The sequence below is a fragment of the Bradyrhizobium sp. HKCCYLRH2060 genome (assembly GCF_051168135.1).
GTDB lineage: Bacteria > Pseudomonadota > Alphaproteobacteria > Rhizobiales > Xanthobacteraceae > Bradyrhizobium.
On the sequence record NZ_JBNPUK010000007.1, the window covers coordinates 170,708 to 194,007 of the forward strand.

19 protein-coding genes are annotated in these 23,300 nt (G+C 65.7%); 5 read left to right on the forward strand and 14 right to left on the reverse strand.

The window, feature by feature from the left end:
- Window positions 1–30 precede the first annotated feature (30 nt).
- The 3 genes from ACQR10_RS16310 to ACQR10_RS16320 all read right to left on the reverse strand — a co-directional run bounded on the left by ACQR10_RS16310 (window position 31) and on the right by ACQR10_RS16320 (window position 5,069).
- Entirely contained in the window at window positions 31–1,461 is a 1,431-nt protein-coding gene (locus tag ACQR10_RS16310) for a PepSY domain-containing protein (RefSeq protein WP_316216209.1), read from the reverse strand.
- A gap of 7 nt (window positions 1,462–1,468) precedes the next feature.
- The gene (locus ACQR10_RS16315) at window positions 1,469–3,859 is read right to left on the reverse strand and encodes a TonB-dependent receptor (protein ID WP_316216210.1); all 2,391 of its coding nucleotides are present in this window, start codon (window positions 3,857–3,859) and stop codon (window positions 1,469–1,471) included.
- A gap of 340 nt (window positions 3,860–4,199) precedes the next feature.
- Complete coding sequence (locus ACQR10_RS16320; protein WP_316216211.1) at window positions 4,200–5,069, reverse strand: NAD(P)-dependent oxidoreductase; 870 nt, start codon at window positions 5,067–5,069, stop codon at window positions 4,200–4,202.
- 260 nt (window positions 5,070–5,329) lie between these two features.
- Between ACQR10_RS16320 and ACQR10_RS16325 the strand changes: the two genes are divergently transcribed.
- The 4 genes from ACQR10_RS16325 to ACQR10_RS16340 all read left to right on the forward strand — a co-directional run bounded on the left by ACQR10_RS16325 (window position 5,330) and on the right by ACQR10_RS16340 (window position 9,572).
- A complete protein-coding gene (locus tag ACQR10_RS16325; protein ID WP_315803058.1) occupies window positions 5,330–5,776 on the forward strand; it encodes a VOC family protein in 447 nt (148 codons plus the stop codon).
- A gap of 132 nt (window positions 5,777–5,908) precedes the next feature.
- Complete coding sequence (locus ACQR10_RS16330) at window positions 5,909–7,033, forward strand: Mrp/NBP35 family ATP-binding protein (RefSeq protein WP_316180639.1); 1,125 nt, start codon at window positions 5,909–5,911, stop codon at window positions 7,031–7,033.
- A 179-nt stretch (window positions 7,034–7,212) separates the two neighbouring features.
- Window positions 7,213–8,307, forward strand: coding sequence for a TRAP transporter substrate-binding protein (locus ACQR10_RS16335; RefSeq protein ID WP_315803060.1), 1,095 nt, complete (start codon window positions 7,213–7,215; stop codon window positions 8,305–8,307).
- A gap of 176 nt (window positions 8,308–8,483) precedes the next feature.
- A complete protein-coding gene (locus tag ACQR10_RS16340; protein WP_316216213.1) occupies window positions 8,484–9,572 on the forward strand; it encodes a TRAP transporter substrate-binding protein in 1,089 nt (362 codons plus the stop codon).
- A 98-nt stretch (window positions 9,573–9,670) separates the two neighbouring features.
- Here ACQR10_RS16340 and ACQR10_RS16345 read toward each other — a convergent pair whose 3' ends face one another.
- From ACQR10_RS16345 to ACQR10_RS16360, 4 genes are all read right to left on the reverse strand, one after another.
- A complete protein-coding gene (locus tag ACQR10_RS16345; RefSeq protein WP_315803062.1) occupies window positions 9,671–11,347 on the reverse strand; it encodes a TRAP transporter large permease in 1,677 nt (558 codons plus the stop codon).
- A gap of 23 nt (window positions 11,348–11,370) precedes the next feature.
- Window positions 11,371–11,952, reverse strand: coding sequence for a TRAP transporter small permease subunit (locus ACQR10_RS16350; protein WP_315803063.1), 582 nt, complete (start codon window positions 11,950–11,952; stop codon window positions 11,371–11,373).
- A 317-nt stretch (window positions 11,953–12,269) separates the two neighbouring features.
- Window positions 12,270–13,160: a cation diffusion facilitator family transporter gene (locus tag ACQR10_RS16355; RefSeq protein ID WP_315803064.1), complete on the reverse strand. Its 891-nt coding sequence runs from the start codon at window positions 13,158–13,160 to the stop codon at window positions 12,270–12,272.
- Between the two features lie 235 nt (window positions 13,161–13,395).
- Window positions 13,396–13,668, reverse strand: coding sequence for a hypothetical protein (locus ACQR10_RS16360; protein ID WP_316180645.1), 273 nt, complete (start codon window positions 13,666–13,668; stop codon window positions 13,396–13,398).
- Between the two features lie 488 nt (window positions 13,669–14,156).
- Between ACQR10_RS16360 and ACQR10_RS16365 the strand changes: the two genes are divergently transcribed.
- Window positions 14,157–15,926 carry a tannase/feruloyl esterase family alpha/beta hydrolase gene (locus tag ACQR10_RS16365; protein ID WP_316216214.1) on the forward strand — a complete coding sequence of 590 codons (1,770 nt, stop codon included), beginning with the start codon at window positions 14,157–14,159 and terminating at the stop codon, window positions 15,924–15,926.
- Window positions 15,927–16,050: 124 nt separating this feature from the next.
- Here the strand turns inward: ACQR10_RS16365 and ACQR10_RS16370 are convergent, their stop codons facing one another.
- From ACQR10_RS16370 to ACQR10_RS16400, 7 genes are all read right to left on the reverse strand, one after another.
- Window positions 16,051–18,312 carry a DUF2235 domain-containing protein gene (locus ACQR10_RS16370; protein ID WP_316216215.1) on the reverse strand — a complete coding sequence of 754 codons (2,262 nt, stop codon included), beginning with the start codon at window positions 18,310–18,312 and terminating at the stop codon, window positions 16,051–16,053.
- 218 nt (window positions 18,313–18,530) lie between these two features.
- Complete coding sequence (locus ACQR10_RS16375; RefSeq protein ID WP_315803067.1) at window positions 18,531–18,917, reverse strand: nuclear transport factor 2 family protein; 387 nt, start codon at window positions 18,915–18,917, stop codon at window positions 18,531–18,533.
- A 228-nt stretch (window positions 18,918–19,145) separates the two neighbouring features.
- On the reverse strand, window positions 19,146–19,823 hold the full coding sequence (locus ACQR10_RS16380) for a spermidine synthase (RefSeq protein WP_316216216.1): 678 nt from the start codon (window positions 19,821–19,823) through the stop codon (window positions 19,146–19,148).
- Window positions 19,824–19,959: 136 nt separating this feature from the next.
- On the reverse strand, window positions 19,960–20,781 hold the full coding sequence (locus ACQR10_RS16385) for a DUF2182 domain-containing protein (protein WP_316180652.1): 822 nt from the start codon (window positions 20,779–20,781) through the stop codon (window positions 19,960–19,962).
- Between the two features lie 36 nt (window positions 20,782–20,817).
- Entirely contained in the window at window positions 20,818–21,450 is a 633-nt protein-coding gene (locus ACQR10_RS16390; RefSeq protein WP_316216217.1) for a DUF1326 domain-containing protein, read from the reverse strand.
- Window positions 21,451–21,632: 182 nt separating this feature from the next.
- Window positions 21,633–22,664 carry a GTP 3',8-cyclase MoaA gene (gene moaA / locus ACQR10_RS16395; RefSeq protein WP_316180655.1) on the reverse strand — a complete coding sequence of 344 codons (1,032 nt, stop codon included), beginning with the start codon at window positions 22,662–22,664 and terminating at the stop codon, window positions 21,633–21,635.
- A 210-nt stretch (window positions 22,665–22,874) separates the two neighbouring features.
- Window positions 22,875–23,267 (reverse strand): hypothetical protein, encoded by a 393-nt coding sequence (locus ACQR10_RS16400; protein WP_316216407.1) that lies wholly within the window; start codon window positions 23,265–23,267, stop codon window positions 22,875–22,877.
- Window positions 23,268–23,300 lie beyond the last annotated feature (33 nt).

Consider the following 23,300-nt stretch of genomic DNA (forward strand, 5'->3'; position numbering starts at 1 on the left):
CGCGCGTTAAATTAACCATTGTGGCGAGGCTCAGCGGAGCTGCATGCGCAGGCGGCGCCAGCCGATCACCACGCCGGTGATGCTGAAGACGAGGCCGATCGCGCAGAGGCCGACGATGAGAAACGTGCGCAGCGCCGCCTGCGCAAGCAGGGCCGGAAAGTCGAGCGTGTGCAGCGCCTGATAGAGCCACCGATAGGCGCGCCGGGATGGGTCGAGCTTCTCGAGCACTGCGCCGGAGGCGGCGTCGACCTGATACCAGGTGTCGCCGCAGATCACGCGATGGACCGGCGCGCCCGGCACATCGGAAACAAACGGATAGTCGTCGCCCGGCTCGACTTCGGACGAGCGCGCGCAGTCGCCGCGCAGGCGGGACGCCGCGGCATTGACGTCGGCCGGCTGCAGGAAGCGGCCGACGATGCGTGCCGATGCGCCGTCCAGCAGCGAAATCTGCTGCTGACTCGGCGCGCGCCGGATGCGCTGATAGAGGCGGCCGCCGAAGGCGAACCACTCGATCTCGCGGACCCCGCCATGCACCGCCGCGAGCGCGCCCGCGGTCGCGTCGGTCCAATCCGGCGCGCCGACGAGAATGGCTTGCTCGGACGGCGTCAGACGGCCGGTCGCAAACAGCCTGCCATGGTCCATCGACAGCCAGCCGCTGACCATCCACGTCAGCACGAACTGCATGCAGATCAGGCCGGCCCAATGATGCCACAGGTGCCAGCCGCGGTAGCGCGAGCACAGCCGCGCCTCATGATATCTCAGCCGCATCGGGCCGAGCAGGGCGCCGCTCACGGCGGCGACGACCGCCGCGAGCGACAGCCACCACACGGCAGCGTTCCAGGCCGCCCAGTCCTTGCGCAGGATGGTCGGATAGATCCAATGAACGACGCTGCCGACGTAGTTCCAGGCGCGTTCGAACCGAGTCGTGTCGAGCACGACCTCGCCGGTGCGCGAGGAGACATAGAGCTCGGTGCCGCCGGGATCGTTGAGCGCGATCCGGTGCAACGGACGATGCACGTCGAACCGGTTCGGTACCGTCCATTGGTCGTAGTCGTCCAGAGCTGCAACGGCGGCGCCGTCGGCTTCGAGCCCGCGCCGCTGCGCTGCCGCGCGTGCGATCGACAGGGCGATGTCGGGGGCGCTCACCTCGGCTGTGGCCAGCGTGTCGGCATGAATGGCCGTGCTGCGGCCGGCGGTCGAGATGACATAGACCGGGCCATCCATGCGCTGCACCAGGCGGATGCGGTCTGGATGGTCGATTCCAGCCTTGGCGAGGGCCTCCGCGGGACCGTGCAGCGACATGGCGACGTCGAGCACGGGCAGCGCGGCGAAGCGCTCGCTCTCGGTCTGCGCCGGGAATGGCACGTAGTGCATCACGATCCCAGTCGCGAACCACAGCACGAGCAGCGGACCGAGCGGGATGCTCAGCCAGCGGTGCGTGAGGATCAGCGCCCGGATCATGCGGCCATCAGAACTTGAACGAGGCTTCGACCTCGTAGGTGCGGGGCGCGCCGAGGAAGATCTGGTCGGGATAGAACGGATCGCTCCAGGCCGCGTAGCGCCGGTCGGTGACGTTGCGGACCCGGAAGGCGAGCCGCGTGCTGGTCGCGGTGGCGAACAGCGGCACCTTCGGCAGGTCGATGAAGGCGAACAGGTCGGCCGTGGTGTAGGCGAGCAGTTTCACCGTGTTGGCATCGGTGCTCCAGCGGTCGCCCACGTGGCGGACGGAGAAACCGAGCTCGACCGGCCACCAGCCGGGATTGAGGAAGCGGTAGGAGCCGCCGCCATTGACGATGACGGCGGGGATGTTGGGCGGCGTGTTGCCCGAGAACGAGCCGCCGCCGGCGAGATCATAATCGGCATAGCGGGCGCGGACATAGGCGAAATTGCCCCAGAGCCTGCTCTCCGGCGTCGGCCGCACCGCAGCCGACAGCTCGATGCCTTGCGATTTGACCTTGCCGGCAAGGTTGAGCTGCTGGCCGGCCTGGGCGCTGTAGACGTTGTTGCGCTCGATGTCGAAGGCCGAGAAGGTCCATTCCGCGCGGCCGTTCCATGCGAGCTGCTTGACGCCGGTCTCGTAGCTGCGCGAATCCGACAGCGTCAGGTTCTGCGTCGGAGTGAGGATGAAGATGCTGTCGGCCGAGATGTCGGTTGCCGTCGCATATTGGCTGTAGAACATCGTGCCCGGCAGCGCCTCCCAGGTATAGCCGATGCGTCCCGTGACCGGCTGCCAGCTCTTGGAATAGGGGAAGCCGGGCCGCTCGGCGCCATTGCGGATCCAGTTGCGGTCGAGCGTGAACGGGTTGTAGCGCAGCCCTCCGACCAGCGCGAAGCTGTTGGTCAGCCTCAAGTGGTCTTCGAGATTGAGCGCGACGCTGTCGATCGTGGCGGTCTGAAGCTGTGTCCTCAGCTCACCATAGGTGCCGCGATCGAAGCCGATCAGCGGGACTGAATCGCCGGGAAAATTGGCTGCGCCGGGTCGCGTGAAGTCGGTATGCGAGCTCTCGACCGAGGTGACGAGCCGGTTGGCGAGACCGAAGATGCTGCCGTTCCATATCACGTCGGTGATGTTGCCGACCATGTTGTGGTTGTGATGGACGAAGAAGCGCTCGCGATCGACCAGATTGGTGTTCGCGTTGAAGGCCGAGACCTCGTTATTGTACCAGTCGCGGCTGGCGTTGTAGTTGTAGATCTGGCTCCGCAGCGTGACTGCGTTGTTCAGGTCCCATTCGAAGCCGCTGCGGACCCAGGATTCCTTGATGGTCTTGTGGCCGTCGACCACGTTGTAGTTGGTCGACAGCGTGCGGCCGTCGATCGTGACGGCGCCGAGATCGCTGCCGTTGTAGGCGGAGATCTTGGAGCCCGAGACGATGCCGCTGGTTGCGTTCGCGCCGCTATAGGCCACCGGCACCAGCGGCGTGCCCTCATAGGGCTTGGCCTTGTAGTCCTTGAACTCGGCGGCAAAGAAGGTCTTGAAGCTCTCGGACAGCCGGTAGTCGAGCTGGCCGGAGACATGGACATTCTTGAACTCGGTGTCGTCGATGAAGCCGACCTCCTTGGTCCGGCTGATGTCGAAACGATAGTCCAGGCCCTTGACGGTCGTGCTGCCGCCGGAGCCGAAGCCGCTGCGGAATGTGCCGCGCTGGTCGAAGCCGACGAAGGCCTCGCTCTCGACCGGGCCGCTGTGCGGGGTCTTGGTGACGAAATTGATGGTGCCGCCGACCGCCCCCTGGCCTGAGATCAGCGAGGAGGGGCCCTTGAGAAACTCGACGCGGTCGAGGTTGAAGGTCTCCATCGTCAGCGCGGTGAATCCGGTCGGCCCGATGTTGATGCCGTTATAGAGGACGTTGACCTGGTTGCCCTGGAAGCCGCGCATCGCAAAGCCGACGTCGTTCGGCGCATCGCCGGCGCTGACGCCGGTGGCGCCTTTCACCGCGTCGACGGTCGTGTAGTAGCCCTGCTCGCGCAGCGTCTCGGCGCCGATCACCTCGACCGTCGCCGGCACCTCGCGCGCGGCCAGGCCGAGCCGGCTGCCGGCTGCCGGGATGGCGTTGCCGTTGAGCGGGGTCGCGGTCGCGTTGGTGGCCTGTGAGGGAACGGATGGCGCTGCCTGCGCTGGCGCGGTCCCGCGTTGCTGGACGGGACGGGTGGTCCGGTCCGCCGCTCGGCCAGGCGATCGCGCCCGGTCGGACACTGGCCGCTGCCGGGGTGCGTCGACCGTCACATCCGGAAGCAACGTGTTGGCCGCCGATGTCACGGCGGGGCTTGCCGTTTGCTGCGCGTGAGCCATCGGGCCGGCTGACCAGCCGGCCACAAGCCCCGCCAACGATATCGACCCCCAGATCGTCCGCACGCTCATTCTGATCCCCACCGCAGGTCCGGACTGAGCCGGCGCCTGCGCCCCTGTAACGTTCACGATGCCCGGACGAGGGTTAGCTGAAGCTTGCGAATATGTAATGTTATAACATTACATATAGGCGATTCCGGCTGAGGGTGTCTCGATCTGGTAACACATGCGAACGATTAGCGATTGCAACGGGTATCAGCGAGTCGCAGGGGGCGCAATGGAGCGTTCCGATGCCATTCAGAGCATTTGGCGTCGACGACGGGGCGGGTCCGGCTCGCATACCGGGCCCAATGCAAAACGGCCGCCCGTCGAACCGAGGGCGGCCGCTTGATGGTGTCGACAAGTCCCGGGACTATTTCTCCAGCCGGGCCAGCAGGCTCGACGTATCCCAGCGCTTGCCGCCGAGCTTCTCGACCTCGGAATAGAACTGGTCGACCAGCGCGGTGACCGGCAGATGGGCGCCGTTGCGGCGCGCCTCGCTGAGGCAGATCGACAGGTCCTTGCGCATCCATTCCACCGCAAAACCAAAGTCATACTTGCCATCGTTCATGGTCTTGTAGCGGTTCTCCATCTGCCACGACTGTGCGGCGCCCTTGGAGATGGTCTCGATCACGGCGGGGACGTCGAGGCCGGACTTCTTCGCGAAATGGATGCCCTCGGACAGGCCCTGCACGAGACCGGCGATGCAGATCTGGTTGACCATCTTGGTCAGCTGGCCGCTGCCGGCCGGTCCCAGCAGCTTGCACATCCGGGCATAGGCCGCGATCACCGGTTCGGCGCCGGCATAGGCGTCCGCGGTGCCGCCGCACATGACGGTCAGCACGCCGTTCTCGGCGCCGGCCTGGCCGCCGGACACCGGCGCATCGATGAATTTGAAGCCGGCCTTGGTGGCTGCGGCGTCGAGCTCACGTGCCACTTCAGCCGAGGCGGTGGTGTGGTCGACGAAGGTCGCGCCCTTGGCCATGCCGGCGAAGGCGCCGTCCGGGCCGATCGTGACCGAGCGCAGGTCGTTATCATTGCCGACGCAGCACATCACGAACTCCTGGCCTTCGGCGGCCTGCTTCGGCGTCGGTGCTGCCTTGCCGCCGAACTTGTCGGCCCATTCCTTCGCCTTGGCCGCGGTGCGGTTGTAGACCGTGACCTCGTGACCGCCCTTCTTCACGAGGTGTCCTGCCATGGGAAAACCCATGACGCCGAGACCGATGAAAGCGACTTTAGCCATATGAGCTACCTTGACCTTGGGGTTCTGCCGGCGGCCTTGAGAGGGCCGGGCTGTTCTTGAAAGGAACACATCAGCATCCGGCGCGGGTCGCGGCGGTGCTGGACGCCGCACCATACCGGCTTGCGAGGCGGGGGCAACGGCTTCGTGACGGATGCGAAAGCGCCGCCGCGTGCTAAAGAGGCATCATCATGACGGCTTGCAAAGCCGCCATCCGGCAACGAAATCCAGTCAACCAACGAACCAGCCAGGGAGTGTCTCGCATGGGCGTCAGCGTCGGCGTGCTCGATCATTTCAACATCCGGACCCGCAACCTCGCCGAGACCGTGCGCTTCTATGAAGACGTGCTCGGGCTCGAGAACGGCGCCCGTCCGGACTTCGCCTTTCCCGGCGCCTGGATGTACAGCGAGGGCCGCCCGGTGGTGCATCTGGTCGACATCTCGCCGACCTCCGAGGCACAAAAGCCGGACTCCGGCGTCGTCCACCATGTCGCCTTCGTCAGCCGCGGCTTCGCCGGCATGAAGGCCCGGCTCGCGGAGAAGGGCATGCCGTTCGAAGCGCGGCAGGTGCCGGGCGGGGAGCTGTGGCAGATCTTCGTGCGCGACCCCAACGGCGTGATGATCGAGCTCAATTACGAGGCAGCGAAAGAGCGGGCTGAGGATGCGCCGGTGGAGACCGCCTCCGACATCGGAACCATGGTGGCGTTTTGAGCCGGTCGGCTTTATGAAGCGGCGCAACGCAGGGCCGGAGCGGTGCCGTCGCAGACGACGGAAGATCATGTCCGGCCAACAGGATAGGGCGCGACGATGTGGCGCGTTCTGAGCTATTTCAGGAGACGCGCCGTGAGCGTGACGCAGCAGCAGGTTATCGAGGCACTCAAGCGGGTCCGCTCGCCACGTGGCGTGGCGCTGCCGGACGCCGGCGTGCTGTCGCCGATCACGGCCAATGACGGCAAGGTGTTCTTCTCGATCAATGTCGAGGCCAGCGAGGCTCGCGCCTGGGAAGACACCCGGGCGCAAGCCGAAGCCGCCGTGCGCGCCATTCCCGGCGTGACCATGGCGATGATCGCGCTGACCGCCGAGCGCAAGGCGGGCGCTGCCGCCCCGCCGCCGCGGCAAGGCGGGGTGCAGCCGGTCTCGGCGCATCGTCCGCACCAGCATCCGGCGGACTCGCCGATGTCCCGGCAGGCCGCGATTCCGGGTATCGCGGCCGTCATCGCCGTGGCCTCGGGCAAGGGCGGTGTCGGCAAGTCGACCACCGCGATCAATCTCGCGCTGGGCTTGCGCGATCTCGGCCTCAAGGTCGGGCTGCTCGACGCCGACATCTACGGCCCGTCGGTGCCGCGGCTGACCGGGCTGCAGGAAAAGCCCAAGCTCACCGACGACAAGAAGATGATTCCGCTGTCGCGCTTCGGCCTGTCGATCATGTCCATCGGATTTCTCGTCGACGAGGACAGCCCGATGATCTGGCGCGGCCCGATGGTGATGTCGGCGATCAACCAGATGCTGCGCGACGTCGCGTGGGGCACGCTCGACGTGCTCGTCGTCGACATGCCGCCGGGCACCGGCGATGCCCAGCTGACGCTGGCGCAGAACGTGCCGCTGAAGGGCGCGGTGATCGTGTCGACGCCGCAGGACCTGTCGCTGATCGACGCCCGCCGCGGGCTTGCGATGTTCCGCAAGGTCAACGTGCCCGTGCTCGGCATCATCGAGAACATGAGCTACTTCCAGTGCCCGCAATGCGGCACCCGGTCCGACATCTTCGGTCATGGCGGCGCGCGCCACGAGGCCGAGCGGCTCGGCGTGCCGTTCCTCGGCGAAATCCCGCTGCACATGGACATCCGCTCGACGTCGGACGCCGGCAACCCGGTGGTCGAGAGCGAGCCGAAGGGTCCGCATGCCGCGATCTACAGGACCATCGCCGCGTCGGTGCGGGATCAGCTCAAGGACGCCATCGCCGCTGCTTGATGCACTGCAGCGAAGCGCGTGCGACTATTGGACCGTTTGTCATTCCAACGTCGCGTTTTCGCTTAACCGGTTCCGTGCTAAAGCCCGGCCCGGATCGCCTTCGACCGTGTGCGGCCAATCGCATCGGCGGATAAATGCTTTTTCAACGGGAAACGCCCCCAACAAGGAGATGCCTTAATATGAAGCGTCGTGATTTTCTGAAGGTTTCGGCCGCCGGTGCCGCGGCGACGGCTGCGGTGGCCTCGCCGGCGATCGCGCAGTCGATGCCGGAAATCAAGTGGCGGTTGACCTCGAGCTTCCCGAAGTCGCTCGACACGATCTATGGCGGCGCCGAGTACCTGGCGAAGCAGGTCGCCGAGATGACCGACAACAAGTTCCAGATCCAGGTCTTCCAGGCCGGTGAGCTGGTTCCGGGTCTGCAGGCGCTCGACGCGACTTCCAAGAACACCGTCGAGATGTGCCATACGGTGTCGTATTATTACGTCGGCAAGGACCCGACCTTCGCGATCTTCGCGTCGGTGCCGTTCGGCCTCAACGCCCGGCAGCAGAACTCCTGGCTGTATCAGGGCGGCGGCAACGAGCTCGCCAACGAGTTCTTCAAGAAGTCGGCCAACGTGATCGGCTTCCCCTGCGGCAATACCGGCACCCAGATGGGCGGCTGGTTCCGCAAGGAGATCAAGACCGTCGCCGACCTCTCGGGCCTGAAGTTCCGCATCGGCGGCATCGCCGGCCAGGTGCTGCAGAAGCTCGGCGTCGTGCCGCAGCAGCTCGCGGGTGGCGACATCTACCCGTCACTGGAGAAGGGCACCATCGACGCGGCCGAGTGGGTCGGTCCGTATGACGACGAGAAGCTCGGCTTCCAGAAGGTTGCCAAGTACTACTACTATCCGGGCTTCTGGGAAGGCGGTCCGACCGTCCACGCATTCGCCAACCTCGACAAGTATAACGAGCTGCCGAAGCACTATCAGTCGATCCTCGCCAACGCGACGGTCAACGCCAATACCTGGATGGCCGCGCGCTACGACCAGGTGAACCCGGCGGCGCTGAAGCGCCTGGTCGCCGGGGGCACGCAGCTGCGTCCGTTCACCAACGAGGTGCTCGAAGCCTGTCTCAAGGCGACCAACGAGCTGTGGGGCGAGATCTCGGCCAAGAACGCCGACTTCAAGAAGGTCATCGACGCGATGCAGGCCTACCGCTCGGACGAGTATCTGTGGTGGCAGGTCGCCGAGTACACCTATGACAGCTTCATGATCCGCTCGCGTACCCGCGGCTGATCGTAGCTTCAATCGGCGGATCGACTTGAGCCCGGCCTCGTGAGAGGCCGGGCTTTTGCGTTGCGGCAACGTTTCGCAATGGCACTCCGACGCACTTTGATCCACACTGGAACTGAAGCCTCACAAAGAAGGCTGCTCAGGAAACGAACACAATGACCCCCAGGGAGGGAAGAACTATGAAGCGGAGAGACTTCATCAAGGTGACTGGGCTTGGCGCCGCTGGCGCGGCCGCGATCGCGGCGCCGGCCATCGCGCAATCGATGCCGGAGCTGAAATGGCGCATGCCGACGAGCTGGCCGAAATCGCTCGACACCTTGTATGGCGGCGCCGAGATCATGGCCAAGGTGGTCGGCGAGGCCACCGACAACAAATTCCAGATCCAGCCGTTCGCGGCCGGCGAAATCGTCCCCGGCCTGCAGGTTCTCGACGCCGTGCAGAACGGCACCGTCGAAATCGGCCACACCGCGTCGTACTACTATTTCGGCAAGGACCCGACGTTCACCTTCGGCTCGTCGGTCCCGTTCGGGCCGAACATGCGCCTCAACCAGGCCTGGTACATGCTCGGCGGAGGACGTGAGATCCTCAACGAGTTCTACGCGAAGTACAATGTCGTCTCGCTGCTTGCCGGCAACACCGGTTGCCAGATGGGCGGCTGGTTCCGCAAGGAGCTCACCGGCGTCAACGATCTCAAGGGGCTGAAATTCCGCATCGGTGGCTTTGCCGGCCGCGTGTTGCAGAAGCTCGGCGCGGTGCCGCAGCAGATCGCCGGCGGCGACATCTATCCAGCGCTGGAGAAGGGCACGATCGATGCGGCCGAGTGGGTCGGACCCTACGACGACGAGAAGCTCGGCTTCGTCAAGGTCGCGCCCCACTACTACTATCCGGGCTGGTGGGAGGGCGGACCGATGCTGCTCTCCTTCGTCAACCAGGATCGCTGGAATGCGCTGCCCAAGCACTATCAGAAGGTCCTCGAGCATGCCGGCCACTATGCCAACAACTGGATGATGGCGAAGTACGACCAGAGTAATCCGGCGGCGCTGCGCCGGCTGCTCGCCGCCGGTGCCAAGCTGCATGCGTTCTCGCCGGAGATCATGCAGGCCTGCCTGAAGGCGGCGCGCGAGCTGCACAGCGAGGTCGCGGCCACCAACCCCGACTTCAAGAAGACCTATGAGTCGCTGACGGCCTTCGCCGGCAATGGCTACTCCTGGTTCCAGGTCGCCGAGATCGGCTACGACGCCTTCATGGCGCGCAACTCGCAGAGCTGAGGCCGGCGTCGTATCGCGTCAGGAGGCAGCGACAAAACAAAACCCCGGCGCGTTGCGCCGGGGTTTTTCGTGGGCGGAGCGATTGCGCGCCGCGGCTATCACTGCTTCGGCGGTCCGACATCGATCTGCGGCGGGCCGAAGTCGAGCGGCGGCGCATCGATCTGCGGAATCTCGATCTTGATCGAGTTCGGATCGACGGTCGAGGCCGCGCCCTTGTAGTGCATGACCATCGAGGGGAACAGGATCACCAGCATCACCATGACCAACTGAATCACGACGAACGGCACGGCGCCCCAGTAGATCTGGCCGGTCGTCACCGGCTCCATCCGCTTGCCGGTGACGCGGTCGAGATAGGACTCCTTCGGCGCCACCGAGCGCAGATAGAACAGCGCGAAGCCGAACGGCGGATGCATGAACGAGGTCTGCATGTTGACGCCGAGGATGACGCCGAACCAGATCAGGTCGATGCCGAGCTTTTCGGCCGCGGGCCCCAGCAGCGGAATGATGATGAAGGCCAGCTCGAAGAAGTCGAGGAAGAACGCCAGCACGAACACGAAGGCGTTGACGAAGATCAGGAAGCCGATCTGGCCGCCGGGTAGGGAGGTCAAGAGGTGCTCGACCCAGACATGGCCGTTGACGCCGTAGAAGGTCAGCGAGAACACGCGCGCACCGACCAGGATGAAGACCACGAAGGCCGACAGTTTTGCGGTGGACTCGACGGCCTGGCGGACCAGGTCGAAGCTGAGCCGCCGCTTGATCGCGCCGAGGATGATCGCGCCGGCTGCACCCATCGCGCCGCCTTCGGTCGGCGTCGCGAGCCCGATGAAGATCGTGCCGAGCACCAGGAAGATCAGGAACAGCGGCGGCACCATCACGAAGGTGGTCTGCTGCGCCATGCGGGACAGGAAGCGGTATCCGGTGGTGCGCTCCAGCACCCAGTTCACGACTGCGACGGCGAAGGCAAACACGATGCCGTAGAACATGCTCAGCACGACGAAGTCGGCGCCGTGATATTCCGAGCCGCGCATCATGAACCAGCCGAACACGCAGCTCGCCAGAAACAGCACGCCCAGCGATTTCAGGCCGCGGTCGCCCGAGTCCTCGCGAAAGCCGATCGCATCGGCCGGCAGGCCGGGCGCCGATTTCGGAAAGATCATGCTGGTCAGGAAGGCGTAGAGCGCATAGATCGCGGACAGCACGAGGCCGGGGATGAAGGCGCCTTCATACATGTCGCCGACGGACTTGCCGAGCTGGTCGGCCATCACGATCAGGACCAGCGACGGCGGGATGATCTGCGCCAAGGTCCCGGAGGCGGCGATGATGCCGCTGGCAAGCCGGCGGTCGTAGCCGTAGCGCAGCATGATCGGCAGCGAGATCAGGCCCATCGAGATCACGGACGCGGCGACCACGCCAGTGGTGGCCGCGAGCAGCGCGCCGACGAACACGACCGCATAGGCGAGGCCGCCGCGGATGGTGCCGAACAGCTGGCCGATGGTGTCCAGCAGGTCCTCGGCCATGCCGGATCTTTCCAGCACCAGGCCCATGAAAGTGAAGAACGGAATCGCCAGCAGCGTGTCGTTGTTCATCACGCCGTAGACGCGTTCCGGTAGCGCCTGCAGGAAGTCCGGCCGGAATTCGCCGAGCTCGATGCCGACGAGGGCGTAGAACAGGCCGACGGCGCCGAGCGAGAAGGCTGCCGGATAGCCGAGCAGCAGCATCACGACCAGCGACGCGAACATGATCGGCGCCATGTTGGCGATCAGAAAAGCTGTCATTGAAGTATCCCCCAGCCCGCCGCTTACTTCTTTTCGATCGCTTCGACGAGGTGCTCGACCTCGGCCTCGATCCCGTGGGATTTCGCAGCGTGGGGATCAGGGATGAGCCCGCGCATCACGGCGATGCGCTTGATCAGCTCGGAGATGGCCTGCGCCAGCAGGAACACGAAGCCGATCATGATGAGGGATTTCGCCGGCCATTGCGGCAGGCCGCCGGCATTGCTGGACTGCTCGTTGATTTCGAACGAGCGCAGGAAGAACGGCACGCTGGTGATGATCATCACGACGCAGAGCGGAATCAGGAAGAGCACGTGGCCGACGACGTCGATGGTGTCGCGCAGCCATTTGGGCATCATCGCGTTGACGATGTCGATGCGGATGTGCTCGTTGTCGAGCAGCGTCCACGGCGAGCACAGCAGGAAGACCGCTGAGAACAGCACCCACTGCAGCTCGAGCCAGGAGTTCGACGAGGTGTCGAGCGTCTTGCGGACGATGGCGTTGATCGTCGAGATGATGACGGCGAGCAGGATGAGCCACGCCAGCCGCTTGCCGGTCCAGGTCGTGAACGCATCGATCCCACGGCTCAATTTCAGCAACGCTTGCAACGCAATCCTCCCCCAAATGTCTTGCGACGTCCCATGGCCCGTTCTGGCTGCGCAGCACATGGCGCAACGGCCTATCCGGCCCGGCAGGCTCAAAAACGAGGGCACCATTTCAGCGCCTCGTGTTGCCGTCAATCGGAAAAATGGGCAAAAATGAGCGTTGCCGCAACATGTTGCAGGACTGGCGACGCTGCGCCACAGCTGTCGCAGGTCGCCGGGGCCGGGCGATCGCTGGCCGGCGAATGAAGGTCAACGGGCCGAGCGTGAGGGCGGGGGAGTCCTGGGTGCGGCCGACGGACCACGTCCGGTGCGCAGCGGTCTTACAGCACCACCACGCCGGAATGCTTGGCCTTGTTTTCGGGTTCGACGTGGATGGTGATCCAGCTGTGCTCGTCGTCCTCGCGCAAGGCCGCCTCGATCCGGTCGCAGATCTCGTGCGCCTGGTTGACCGACATCTCTCCGGGCACCACGAGGTGGAACTCGATGAAGGTCAGCTTGCCGGCATGGCGGGTCCGGACGTCGTGCGCCTCCAGCGCCCCGTCGGCATGCGCGCTGATGATCTGGCGGATGCGCGCAAGCGTGGTGTCGGAGACCGCCTCATCCATCAGCCCGCTGGTGGATTCCTTCAGCACCTGCCATCCCGACCACAGGATGTTCACCGCGACCAGCACCGCCAGCGCCGGATCGAGGATCGGCAACTGCAACATCACCGCGAGGCCGAGGCCGACCACGACGCCGCCCGAGGACACGACGTCCGTCAGCAGGTGCCGGCCGTCCGCCACCAGCGCTGGCGATCGCAGCCGCTTGCCGCGCGTGATCAACAGCCAGCACCAGACCGCATTGATCGCGCTCGCCAGCGCGTTCACCGCGAGGCCTTCCGCAGGCGCCGAAAACGCGCGCGCATTGAAGAAATTCCCGTAGGCCTCATGGATGATGAGCAGCGCCGCCACGACGATCATGACGCCCTCGATCACCGCGCTGAAGTACTCGACCTTGTGGTGGCCGAACGGATGGTTGGCATCCGCGGGCTTGGCGGCGATGCGCACCGCGCCGAGCGCGACCACGGCGGTGACGACGTTGACGATGCTCTCGACGGCATCGGAGTAGAGCGCGACCGAGCCGGTGATCCAATAGGCAAGATATTTCAGGCCGAGCACGATCGTTCCGACCACGAGGCTGCCGATGGCGAGCTTGAGCGATTGCGAGGCCATGATGTCCTGATCCGATCCCGCGCTGGGGTACTCAACGCTGCGGCGGAACGCAACCAGGGTGGAAGCGGTTCGGTGTCGGGAAGGAGCTGATGCCCCCGGTTTTTATGGCCGTCGAGACCGCCTATAGCGGCGGTGTCGCTCCGATGGAGAAGTGATCTGTGGAAAACAGAAAGGTCGCGCCCACGGACATGGGCGCGACCTTGTCGGCAAACGCCAACAGGAATGACGCCGCCGACTACTTCTCTTTGATGACCGTGGTGGTGCTGGTGGAGCTGCCGACCGTGCCCTCGTCCTCGCAGACCTTGGTCTGGCGGATGCGGTCCTCGGCTTCCACGCGGCTGGTGAACGCCATCGGTCCGATCTGCGTGACGACCTCGCGGTCGGCGGGGCGTGTGGTGGTGATGGTGCAGCGATGGCTCGGTCCCTGCACGATGTAGTATTCGTCAGCAAGCGCCGGAGCGACCGATCCGATGATCACTGCGCCGGCAAGAAGAAGGGGTGCTTTCATCGTCGCCTCTCTTTTCCAAGAACAGCCAAAAGGGGAGCGAGGGGGCGATGAGGAGATCTTGTCCTCATCGTTCGACGCTCTCCGCGTTTGCAACTCGGTCGACTGGTCGGGGTTCCGGCACGCCAGACGCAGCCTGTGTTGATGCGATGCAGTGTCGGCAACGATGGACGCGAGATTTCGTCAGGGCGCAGCGACGCCAGCGCAGGCCCGCGGTGGCTCGCTGGTCGATGTCGGCTGCGACGCGGACGATCGCGCAAAGTCTCCGCGGCGGGATCCCTGACATGCCGGTGGCGAAGCTGAGCGAACGGTCTGTGCTCGGCCGATCCGCACATCGTTTCCCAAAACGCGGGCACGCGACGCGAAGATATTTGCAGACCGGCTCGGCTTGAGCGGTGACGTTCTTCCGGGCTTCACATTCTGATGCGACCTTATGTTGTGGGGCGGCCCACATGCGCCGTCGGCTCAGACGGGGAAGCGGGGACTCGGACATGCTTGGGTTGCGTCTTTTCGGCTTGATCCTGGGAGGCCTGACCGCGATCGCGGAGATCGCGACGCCGTGTGCGGCAACACCGTGCAGCAACCTGCAGACGCTCGCGCTCGAGCATACCACCATCACGCTGGCGACCGACATCACGAGCGGCGTCTTCACCGTTCCCGGGAGCAATCCGGCGCAAGACATCACGGGCCTGCCGGCGTTCTGCCGCGTCGCCGCGACGATCGCGCCGACCGTGGATTCGGCGATCAAGATCGAGGTCTGGCTGCCGGCGTCGACGTGGAGCGGGCGGTTTCTCGGCCTCGGCAGTGGCGGATTCGGCGGCTACTACGACTATGGCGGCCTCGCGTTCCGCCTCAAGGCCGGTTACGCTGTTGCCTACACCGGTCTGGGAACCGGGACCTCCGGATGCACCGTTCACTACTGCGGATCGGACGGCAACAAGGGCAACGCGCTCGCGATCGCTCTCGGCGACAAGGCGACCCCGAGCCTGGGGCTCTACGGGCATCCCGAGCGGATCACGGATTTCGGCCATCGCGCGGTCCACCTGATGACGCTGCGCGCCAAGGAGATCGTACAAGCATACTATCAGCAGAGCGCGACCAGGGCCTATTTCTTCGGCTGCTCGACCGGAGGCCATAGCGGACTGATGGAGGCGCAACGCTATCCCGAGGACTATGACGGCATCCTGGTCGGCGCGCCGGCCTACAACCGCACGCACCTGTATGCGACGACGCCGCTCGGATGGCGCAACACGCATGCGACGCCGGGACGGCAGATGCAGGCGGGTCAGATGTCGCTGATCAACAACGCCATACTGGCACAATGCGCGGGACGAGACGGCGGAGTCGCAACGGACCAGTTCCTGACCAATCCGCGGCGCTGCCGGTTCGATCCGAAGGTCCTGCAATGCACCGGCGGCGACGTGCCACCGGCATGCCTGACCGAGGAACAGGTCACGACGATGCAGAACTATTATGCCGGCACGGTCGACCCGGTGACCGGTGAAAGGATCGTCCCGGGCTTTGCGCCCGGCAGCGAGACCGAGGACCTGTCAGCGAAGGGGATCATGCTCAAGCAGCAGCTTCCCGAGCCGCTGTTCGATGGCCCCCTTTATTGGGTCTATGGTCCGACCTTCGGGCAGCCCGGCAGTGCCGTGAACTACACGAACTTCGACATCCATCGCGACCTGCCGGCTGTGGAGGACATGCTGGCCGAGCCGCTGAACGCCACCAGCCCGGATCTCACGGCCTTCCGGGAACGCGGCGGCCGGCTCATCATGTATCAGGGGTGGGCCGATGAGCTTGTGATGCCGCAGAACACGATCGACTACTTCAACTCGCTTGTGAAATTCGACAGCCCGTCCTTCGCGACGCGGCGAGGAGACGAAGCGCAGGTCGGTGCTGACGTCGCGGAAGATCGGTTCGGCGGCGATCACGTGCGAGCCGGGCTGCAGCGAACCCTGAGCTACGCCCGCCTGTACATGGTGCCGGGCATGTATCACTGCGGCGGCGGACCTGGCCCCAACGCGTTCGTCTTCCTTCCGGCGCTCCAAGACTGGGTCGAGAACGGCACGCCGCCGGGGTCCGTCGTCGCGACCAAGTACGTCAACGACACGGCGCCCGATGTGCAGATGACGCGGCCGCTCTGTGTGTTCCCGAAGATCGCGCGATACAACGGCCGCGGCAGCACCGACGACGCGGCGAGCTTCTCTTGCGTCGAGGGTGGGCACCGTCATGACCACGGGCCGCACGACGAGCAGTGAGGCAGGTGTTTGAACACAGCGAAGCGGCTCGCCGACAATCGATGATGACCTCGTCCCTGCATCAGAGAACCGCGATCGACGTCGCGATGTCGATACGCCGGTCCACACCGTCGGCGATGGTGATTCACAGCAGCCTGACGCTCACCTTCGCCTTGCCGGTGTTGTTCGGATAGAATGCATCGTACATCCAGGGCAGCCCGATCACCGCGTCGTTGACATAGAGGAACAGCTCGCCGCCGCGGTCGGCCTTGAACCTCGCCTTGTAGGCTTGAGGTGTCGTGTTGGGCGCGGGAACGGGGTCGAGGAAATATTCGTCGACGCCGGTCTCGCCGACCCTGGCGATCAGCCGATACCACGGCCGGAACAGAACGCGGCGCAGCAGGATGCCTGCGTAGAACTTCAAGCGGGCGTAGCCCTGGACCGTCGAGGTGCGATAGCCGGCGGGCGTGACCGGCCGCCCGGCGTCCTCCCACGGATCGGTCATTGTGACGATGATCTCGTAGGAGAAGCCGGGACGGACGCTCAAGCCGGTGGGCGCGCAGACCGCGTCGGTCGAGAAATCCCGGGCATCCTGCGGAATGCCCTTGTCGACCGCGACGAGCTCGCGCGCGGGCGTACCATGGCAGAAGGCGCCCATCGAGTCCGCGGCGTTGAACAGGAAATGGCTGATCAGCGTGGCCGCAAGCCAGACGGTGCCGACAGCGAGGAAGAACGGGCCGGCATGCCGCTTGCCGTTCCTGATGACGAACTGATAGGCGCGATTGGTCCGGAGCGCGTAGATGGTCCGATGCACCAGGCCGGACGGCATCGGGGGCGATGCGCGTTCGCGCCAGATCACGCGCATCCGGTCGCCGATGCGGTCGCTGAGGCCTGTCCCGAGCGCGGTCAGCACGACCAGGATGATGATCCCGAGGGCGAACCATTCGGGATTGGCGGCGTACCAGTCCGTCCACCAGTGCAGGGAGTTCGGCAGGAACGATTCGACCAGCCGGACCGCTTCGGAGACCATCCTGATGGGAGAGTCGTATTCGTGCGTGCGATTGAGGTCGTGGAACAGCCAGAAGGCCGCGAGGTGGAGGGAGGCCGCCAGCGTTGCGAAATAGGCGAGGCGCCTGAACCACACCAGATTCCACAGCTTCTCCTGGGCCGCGAACCGGGCGGCCGCGCCGGCCGGCGTCTCGAACGTGGTCGGCCCGAGCGGCGTCAGCGTGCCGTCGTAGCGGACGATCAGGTAGTTGTCGGGCAGCCCGATGGGCGCGTAGGCGTTGCAGCCGCTGTCGATGCGGTCGAAGACGCTTTCGTGAATCTTCGGCATCGGCACCTGCACGCCCGCGGCTGGGTCGTTGCAGAGGTCCGACACCTTGCGCGGGCCGTAGCGATAGTAGGAGCCGAGCCCGGAGCGCGAGTTGTACAGGCGTCCGTCCTTGTCCTGGGACGTGACGATCGACCTGATCGCATCCGGATCGGCCTCGGGCGCGGTCTTGAAGATCAGGCCGCGCTTGATGGCCTCGCCGACCAGCCAGGTCAGCGGGACGTAGGAGACGGAATCGTCCGGATAGCCGCCGCCGACATTGCCGTGCATGCCGACGAACCAGACCTGAACCAGCCGTTCGTCATCGATCGTCCTGGCATCCTGCGGCTTGGTCTCGCCGGCCTCGGTCCAGAGCACCGGATGGAATGTCGTTCTCTCGTCGTCGAGCGCGAGCGCGTGGCGCGCGCATGTCACCCGCGGGTTGAGCACGCGATTGGGCAGCTCGAGCGGCCACACCCAGTTGGAGATGCCTCGCGTCATCTCGTCGATCGGCAGTCCGTAGGCGGCGACGGTGTCCCACAGCCCGATGAACTCGATCGCCGGGAGGCGTTTTCGCTCGAGGAGGTCGAGAGATTTGCGGCCCATGATGCGGTCGATCACCGGCACCAGCACATGATCGCGAAGCCAGCGGAACGGCACCTCGATCCGCCAGATCGAATGGTAGCCCTTGGCGCGATAGGCGCGATAGGCCTTCACGGCGCCATCGTGCAGCTCGGCCTCGGTGCCGGCAACGATCAGGCCCTGGTCGAGCATCAGCGCGGCCAGCACCCGCACGGTGAAAGCGCCGCGGCTGAAGCCGAACAGATAGATCTTCGAGCCATGCTCGTGGTCGTAGTTGCGACAGACGAACTTGTAGGCGTCGAGGATGTTGCGCTTGAGACCGAAGCCGAACGCGCCGCCGAGCAGGGCGAGAGGGACGAACGACGATGTGCCGACGCCGTCGTCGTACTTGGCCGCCTGGGCATTGCTCTGCAGGTCGAGCGCCTGGAACATGCGCCAGACGTTGGTCCGCCACACGCTCGACGCGGCGTTGCCGGTCCCGTCGGACAGGATGATGATCTTGGGACTCGCCATGCAAAGGACCCCGCTCGACATTCCCCCGGTCGAGAGCCGGGAGCGTAATACGGACGATCGGGAAAGCAACCTGAGATGGTGTGAGGCTTTCGGCGGCGTGGCCGGAGGATGCGGGACGCCGCTGCAGCGACGCGGCGACCCGAGGACGAAAATGCACTGCGCTGCCACCGAAATGCCGACATCACCGAAATGCGGTTGCCGTCGCCGTTCATCGCCCTTCAGGCGGGGTTGATGTGCTCGACGAGATGTGCGCGCGAGGGCGCTCGGTCGAAGGGATCGCTGAAATATTGCGTCTCATGCACCACTTTGCCGTCGCGGAATTCCATGATGCTCACCACGTAGGAGGGCACGCCGTCATAGGTCAGGACCAGTTCAGTGACCCAGAGATCGCCGCCGCCGATGATCCGCTGCACTGTGAAGCGCTTGTGGTTGGGCTGGACGAAGCGGCTTTCCTGAATGTTGCGCCGGCTGCGGATACGCTCGCCCGATTGCGGATAATCGAGCACGGCATCGTCGCGATAGATGGCGTGCTCGGCGTCGAAATCGTTGGCGTCCGATGCATCCCAATGGTGCTGCAGGGCAGCGCGCGTGGCGCGGTCGTCCATGGCAATCTCCCATTCAGGCACGCGCTCTCGTTGCAGAGCGTCCGTCGACACGCCAGAGAACGGCGCATCCTCGCGGCGTTCGCGCGTTGATGCGGGCATCCGCCGGCTTCGCAGCCGTGATGCATCATAGGACGATGGCTGGCGCCTCACCACTCCGATGCGAACGGCGGGAGATGCGAAGGAACGAGCTCTCCGCCTGAGTGGCTCCCCGCAACAACGCTGCCGCCGTCACGCCGGCCGCGTCGCGATCCAGATCACGTGGCGGGCGCCGCCGCCGCGGCCGGTGGCGCGGATGTTGATCTCCTCGGCGGCAAAGCCTGCTTTGCGCAGCCGCGGCGTAAAGCGCTCGTCCGGGTGTGACGACCACACCGCCAGCACGCCGCCGCGGCGCAGGGCGGTGAAGGCGGTGCGCAAGCCCGAGGAATCATACAGCGCGTCGTTGGATTGCCGCGTCAGGCCCTGGGGGCCGTTGTCGACATCGAGCAGGATCGCATCATAGGCGCTGCGCCCCGCGGTGATCAGCTTCACGACGTCGCCCTCGTGGATGTCGACGCGCGGATCGGCGAGGCTCGCGCCGGACAAGTCGGCCATCGGGCCGCGGGCCCAGGCGATCACCGCGGGCACCAGCTCGGCGACGGTGACGCGGGCCTGCGGACCCAGCACCTTCAGCGCGGCGCGCAAGGTGAAGCCCATGCCGAGGCCGCCGATCAGCAGCCGCGGAGCGGGCGCGGCCTTGATGCGGGCGCAGCTCAGGGTCGCCAGCGCCTCTTCGGATCCGTGCAGCCGGCTGTTCATCAGCTCGTTCGCGCCGAGCTTGATCGAGAACTCCTTGCCGCGCTGCATCAGCCGCAGCGGCTCGCCGCCGCCGGGGACGTCCGCGGTGTCGATCAGCTTCCAGGGAATCACGGGCGTCTCGCGTCAGTTGGATTACGCTATGTCAGGCGGCAGAGTCGTCGCGCTGGGCCGCTGCTTACCACATTGCCTGCATCCAGCACCAAGGGCGACGCCACTGTTGCGACGGCCTGCATGGCGCCGTCGCGCATCATTGCGGTGGCGACACCAGCATCCAGACGCCCGCGGCACTGAAGGCGATCCCGGCCGCGCGCGCCACCCATCGTCCGAACGGAGCGACTTTCTCAAACAGCACGAGCAGGGTCAGGAGGGCGATCCACGTTACGTTCATGACGCCACCGACGAATAGCAGCGCCATCAGAGCCCAGCAGCAGCCGACGCAATAGCCGCCGTGCCGGAGGCCCAATAGCAGGCACCCGCGCAGGTCGCCGCGAAAGCCGCCGTGGCGCATCAGGAACAGGAGCGGCGACTGGCATTGGACGAGGCAGGCGCCCTTCAGCGGTGTCCACTGATAGACGCCCGCGGCGATCAGCACGGTGGCGCCGAGCACGTGGCTGTCGATCGCCATCCGCGAATCCAGCAGGGCCGTCCGCTCCACACCCCATTGCAGCACGGTCGCCAGCAGCGAAAAGCCGCTCCAGGCGAGCAGATAGCCGGCCGCAAACCAGCCGGTCGCAGCGAACGGCTGGCCCTGTGCGCGGCCCTGCCGACCGACACGGGCGTACATCAGGATCATCGGCGCGGCCGACGGCGCCATCATCCCGACCATCATCACCGCCCACATCAGGAACACATAGGCGAACTCGATCGCGCGCCACGACTCGCTGGCCGGCAACATGATGCCGATGCCGGCCGGGATCATGCGGAAACCGGTCATGTCCATGCCGCCCATGTCCATGTCGTTGGCGAGCCAGACAACATAGGCCCATGACAGGGCGACCATGATTGCGATCGCGCCGCCGACGATCCAGCGATCGCGCCGCAGCACGGCTTCCAGGGCGCTGCCGGTCATCTGCAAGGCGGGTTGCCGGCCTTGCGCCACGTCGAATTAGGCCTGGTTGGACCAGCTGATCGACGCGTACAGGCCGTTCTTGCCGGAATTGTCCCAGCGCATGCCGTGATCATTGTAGGTGTTGCCCGCCGCGCCGACGGCCAGCGCCATCCTGTCCGGGCTGACGGGGTGGCCGATGTTCACCCACATCTCGCCGCTCGGATGCATGGTCGGCAGCGGTTCGACGGACATGTGCAGGATGTCGGCGATCTCGGCGGATCGCGTCTTGCCGTCGATCCGGAAGGTGATGGCGGCTTTGCGCACGCCGAGATTGGTGCTGATCAGCGGCGTGAACGCAGCCATCGGGCCGCCGGCGGCGCCGGTGAAGATCGCGGCCATCGCCTCGGTCTGCGGATCGTCGGCGCGCTGATCGACGTAGGCGGCGATCGACCAGTCTCCCTCCGCCATCACGCCGGGCGCATGGAGCATCACCGCCGCGTTGAGGCCGTCAAGCGCGACATCGCCATAGCGGCCGGTGTCGATGTGGAACAGCAGCGGCACGTTGCAGAACCTCTCGGTCGGCTGCGCGGTCAGGGGAGGCGCGGCCGACATCAGGCACGGACACAGCAGGCTGCAGCTGCAATTCTCGAAATAGTCACCGGACAGGTGCCAAGCGACTGGGTCTGCCATCGCCGCCTCCCGCTAGGTCTCACCGACAACGTGCTCTGGAACGCACGATCTCAGGTTGAAAGCTACGCCGCGTCGGGACGTGCCGCAAGCCGGTCATTTGTTCCTCTCCACGTCAGGGGGGCCGGCCCACTGACTGGCTCCGGCCGCGATCGGTCGCAGGCCGCGGTGGTCGAGGACTCCGGTCAGCCGCCCGTCACGCTCATGTGCCGGCTGACGCTCGGGCGGTTGTGGCGGCGGTCGATGATGAAGTCGTGGCCCTTCGGCTTCAGGCCGATGGCGCGGTCGATCGCGTCGCTCAGCTGCTCGTCGCTGGCCGAGGCGCGCAGCGGCTTGCGCAGGTCGGAGGCGTCCTCGTGGCCGAGGCAGGTGTGCAATGTGCCGGTGCAGGTGACGCGGACGCGGTTGCAGCTCTCGCAGAAATTATGCGTCATCGGCGTGATGAAGCCGATCGTGCCGCCGGTCTCCGCGACGCGGACGTAGCGGGCGGGGCCACCGGTGGTCTCGTCGAGATCGGTCATGGTGTAGGTCTGGGCAAGACGCCCGCGCAGCAGCGACAGCGGCAGATACTGGTCGATGCGGCCTTCGCCGATCTCGCCCATCGGCATCACCTCGATCAAGGTCAGCGCCATGCCCTTGCCATGCGCCCAGTCGATCAGCGCGGGGATCTCGTCCTCGTTCATGTTCTTCAGCGCGACCGCGTTGATCTTCACGGCGAGACCCGCAGCGCGCGCCGCCTCGATGCCGGCCAGCACGCGGTCGAGGTCGCCCCAGCGGGTGATGGCGCGGAATTTGTCCGGGTCCAGCGTGTCGAGCGAGACGTTGATGCGGCGGACGCCGCAATCGGCGAGCTCCGCGGCGTATTTGGCGAGCTGCGTCGCATTGGTCGTCATCGTCAGCTCGCCGAGCGCGCCGCTCTTCAGGTGCCGCGACAGCGAGCGTACCAGGCCCATCACGTTGCGCCGGACCAGCGGCTCGCCGCCGGTGAGCCTGAGCTTCTTGACGCCCTTGTGGATGAACGCCGAGCACAGCCGGTCGAGCTCTTCGAGCGTCAGCAAGTCGGCCTTCGGCAGGAACGTCATGTCCTCGGACATGCAGTAGAAGCAGCGCAGGTCGCAGCGGTCGGTCACCGAGACGCGCAGATAGCTGATGCGGCGGCCGAACGGGTCGGTCATCGGGCGCGTCAGGGCGGTGTCACTCAACGTCTCTGCGGTCATGGAAAGCCTTGATGGAAAGCCTTGATGCAAGCCTTGGCTGGTGGCGGCCCAGGTGGCGGCGATGCCACGCGGCGGCCGCGCAAACGCGGCCGGATGTCGGTCTCACGACAATCTAATCATGATCGCCGCGCCTCACAATCATCGACGTTGAAACGTCGATGCTGCAATGCAGCTTCGCCTTGGCAAGGGGACGCGCGGGACGATGGCCCGTTATTGCCGTCCCCGCGCGGGGGCGGGGAAGGCGGACCCGGTGGTCGCCGGTGCTTCCGGCGCAGCGGCGGATTTCGGCGGCTTCGGCTTCTTTGGCCGCATGTGCTTGACGGCCTTGGGCGGCGCACCCGGCATCGGCTGCAGCTCGGCCACGACCGGGCTCGGATCCATCACCACCGGCGGCGAGGTGTTGAAATCGCCGGAGTTGCGGATCACCTGCACCGGGATGGTCGCGGGCTGGTACTTGTCCATCGTGAAGGTGACGCTGAAGCCGGCATCGGGCGCCGGCACCGAGACGGTGCAGGGCGTCTTGCAGCCCGGTCCGAGCGAGGTCTTGGCGTCAGCGCCCGGCGGCACGGAGTCGAGCTGCACCGGTACCTCGGGCGCGGCCATCTTGAAGCTGTCCATGGAGAAGGACGAGCAACC

Coding starts and splice junctions, on each gene's coding strand:
- ACQR10_RS16310 (WP_316216209.1), bottom strand. CDS start 1,461: ATGATCCGGGCGCTGATCCTCACGCACCGCTGGCTGAGCATCCCGCTC.
- ACQR10_RS16315 (WP_316216210.1), bottom strand. CDS start 3,859: ATGAGCGTGCGGACGATCTGGGGGTCGATATCGTTGGCGGGGCTTGTG.
- ACQR10_RS16320 (WP_316216211.1), bottom strand. CDS start 5,069: ATGGCTAAAGTCGCTTTCATCGGTCTCGGCGTCATGGGTTTTCCCATG.
- ACQR10_RS16325 (WP_315803058.1), top strand. CDS start 5,330: ATGGGCGTCAGCGTCGGCGTGCTCGATCATTTCAACATCCGGACCCGC.
- ACQR10_RS16335 (WP_315803060.1), top strand. CDS start 7,213: ATGAAGCGTCGTGATTTTCTGAAGGTTTCGGCCGCCGGTGCCGCGGCG.
- ACQR10_RS16340 (WP_316216213.1), top strand. CDS start 8,484: ATGAAGCGGAGAGACTTCATCAAGGTGACTGGGCTTGGCGCCGCTGGC.
- ACQR10_RS16345 (WP_315803062.1), bottom strand. CDS start 11,347: ATGACAGCTTTTCTGATCGCCAACATGGCGCCGATCATGTTCGCGTCG.
- ACQR10_RS16355 (WP_315803064.1), bottom strand. CDS start 13,160: ATGGCCTCGCAATCGCTCAAGCTCGCCATCGGCAGCCTCGTGGTCGGA.
- ACQR10_RS16360 (WP_316180645.1), bottom strand. CDS start 13,668: ATGAAAGCACCCCTTCTTCTTGCCGGCGCAGTGATCATCGGATCGGTC.
- ACQR10_RS16365 (WP_316216214.1), top strand. CDS start 14,157: ATGCTTGGGTTGCGTCTTTTCGGCTTGATCCTGGGAGGCCTGACCGCG.
- ACQR10_RS16370 (WP_316216215.1), bottom strand. CDS start 18,312: ATGGCGAGTCCCAAGATCATCATCCTGTCCGACGGGACCGGCAACGCC.
- ACQR10_RS16375 (WP_315803067.1), bottom strand. CDS start 18,917: ATGGACGACCGCGCCACGCGCGCTGCCCTGCAGCACCATTGGGATGCA.
- ACQR10_RS16385 (WP_316180652.1), bottom strand. CDS start 20,781: ATGACCGGCAGCGCCCTGGAAGCCGTGCTGCGGCGCGATCGCTGGATC.
- ACQR10_RS16390 (WP_316216217.1), bottom strand. CDS start 21,450: ATGGCAGACCCAGTCGCTTGGCACCTGTCCGGTGACTATTTCGAGAAT.
- moaA (WP_316180655.1), bottom strand. CDS start 22,664: ATGACCGCAGAGACGTTGAGTGACACCGCCCTGACGCGCCCGATGACC.
- ACQR10_RS16400 (WP_316216407.1), bottom strand. CDS start 23,267: ATGGCCGCGCCCGAGGTACCGGTGCAGCTCGACTCCGTGCCGCCGGGC.